Origin of the sequence: Halorubrum tibetense, from assembly GCF_042661865.1 — an archaeon.
Taxonomy (GTDB): Archaea; Halobacteriota; Halobacteria; order Halobacteriales; family Haloferacaceae; genus Halorubrum; species Halorubrum tibetense.
In genome coordinates, this window is record NZ_JBHSWW010000355.1 from 1 (window position 1) to 2,134 (window position 2,134).

At 64.8% G+C, this 2,134-nt stretch carries 1 protein-coding gene and 1 pseudogene; one reads left to right on the top strand and one right to left on the bottom strand.

Annotation, left to right across the window (positions count from 1 at the left end):
* Positions 1 to 80 precede the first annotated feature (80 nt).
* Positions 81 to 488: pseudogene (locus ACFQEU_RS14940) on the bottom strand (DUF7344 domain-containing protein); the annotation flags it as partial.
* A gap of 420 nt (positions 489 to 908) precedes the next feature.
* Here ACFQEU_RS14940 and ACFQEU_RS14945 point away from each other — a divergent pair.
* On the top strand, positions 909 to 2,134 hold a 1,226-nt coding region (locus tag ACFQEU_RS14945), incomplete at its 3' end, for a DUF1102 domain-containing protein (protein WP_379783444.1).

The window sequence follows — 2,134 nt, forward strand, 5'->3', positions numbered from 1 at the left end:
CGTTGTACACACTCGACACCTCCTCATTCCTTCCGAAAAGTAGCCTCGATAAGCCGCTGCTGTCACGCGGTTCTTCGCTTAGCTAAAGACGGATGCCCCAGATAGTACTCGCTCCACGGGATCTCCTTCCCTTCGACGACGTCGAGGTACAGGTCCACGTCCTCCAACGCCGTCGTCGGCGCGACCATCCCGCGATTCTTGTTGAACTCGACGACCCCCGCGCGGTCCATCTTCGGCAGGTGCGACTGCTGAAGTGCGGTGTACACGCGCTTTCGCTCGTTGCCCGTGATCTCCGCCATGTCGACATCGTTCTCCCACGCCGCGATCTGCTCGGCCATCCGCCCGATCTCCATCGACTCCTCCTCGCGTTTCAACAGATGCACCGCGAACCGCCGCCGCTGGTTCGCGAGCACGTCGAACAGTTCGTCTTCAGAGATCTCCGGTCCGGCGGCGGAGGGCCCCCTATCGATCTGCTGTGCCGACGCCATTTCTGTCTGACATATATGAGCCACTCAACATAAAACCCTCGGACGGTTTGGGTCGCTTGACACGTTTCGGAACCGCAACCTTGACCGCGCTAATGTGGGCTACAACGGCCCTAAAGCCACTACAAATACAATTTGCACAGTGTTTATTCTTATATTCGGTGTTCGTACCAGTACTCAAATAGTGAAACATACCCGATCGGACACGAGTCGTCGGGCGTCCTCGGGGGGCGATCGCCGGTTCAGGATGACCCTGAAGTCGGGTTTCACCGCTCCGAACGTCGACGTTCGAGGGTTACCGCCCGACGAGCGCTTCGACGACATCGTGCGTGCGTATTCGTCACACGGTGGCTGTTCGTCTCGGTTTCATGCGGTGCATAACTATGGCGGTACGCCTGATAGATAGCGTTAAGAACCGTATCGATGTCCCGATCACGCACACGGACCGCGCTTCTCCTCTGTCTGATCGGTCTCGCGGCCTCCCTCGCGCTGGCGACCGGCGCGACCGTGATCGACGGCCCGGCCGACACGTTGGCCGACGACCGGGTGGCGATCCAGCCGGCCGACGGGCCGAACGGGGAGTACGCGTACCTCGACGGCGACGACGAGCTCGTCATCGATGTCTCGCCGACGAACCCGAACCTCGACGGCGAGTTCGAGGGAGTCAACGTGAACTCCCGAACCGCCTTCGGAGACGTGTTCACGGTGACGTACACGGCCGACGAGCTGGCTCACGTCTGGATCGAACACGACGTGGACGGGCTCTCCTTCGTCGTCAGCGACGACTCCGACGAGGGATATCGGTCGATCGAGAGCGAGGAGCATAACGTGACGCTCGGCCCGAACGCCACGGCCTCCGTCGGGGTCGTCGTCGACACCACCGACGAGGACGCGGTTCCCGGGACGCTCTCGGAATCGGCGTTCGGGATCCACGCGCGCGTCGCCGACCCTGCCACGGAGCCATCGGACTTCGGCGGGGAACGCGACGAGACGGGCTCGACCGGACCGGTCACGACCGTTACCGCCCCGAGTCCGTCGGAACGGGTGTTCGTCGCGGAGAACGTCGACGACGGTGACACCGTCCGGTTCGATGCTGGGGAGATGGAGCTCGCCGGCGCAGCAGTCAGTCTCGACCGGCTCGATCTCCTCGGCGCGTCCACACGGAGCTACGAGCTCGAGGCCGCCGGGAGCCCGGACGCCTTCGCGGACGCGGGACCGCTCGAGGCCGACGACGATCCCCGACCTCTGGCCTACCTCGCGTTAGCGTATGATCTCGACGCGAACGACGTTGAGGGGCTCAGGCTCCTGTTCAGCGCGGAGCCGGCGTACCTCGACGATACGGCGACCGCGCTGGGTGACGTCACGCTCTATCGGCTCGCCGCCGACGGCGAGTGGGCGGAGCTCGACGGCGACGGCGACGACGAGCGCGTCGTCGAGCTCGGTGGATCGCCGGCCGACCGTGACCACTTCTCCGCTACGAGCGAGGGGCTCTCGGTGTTCGCGGTGGCGGCACACGTACCGCGGATCCACGCAACGGGAGCGTCGCTTCCCGACGGATCGGTCGACGCCGGCGACGAGACGGTCGTCGGCGTCGACGCCGAGAACCGCGGCGGGGCGGCCGGCGAACGGAGCCTAACGCTCGCGGCCGA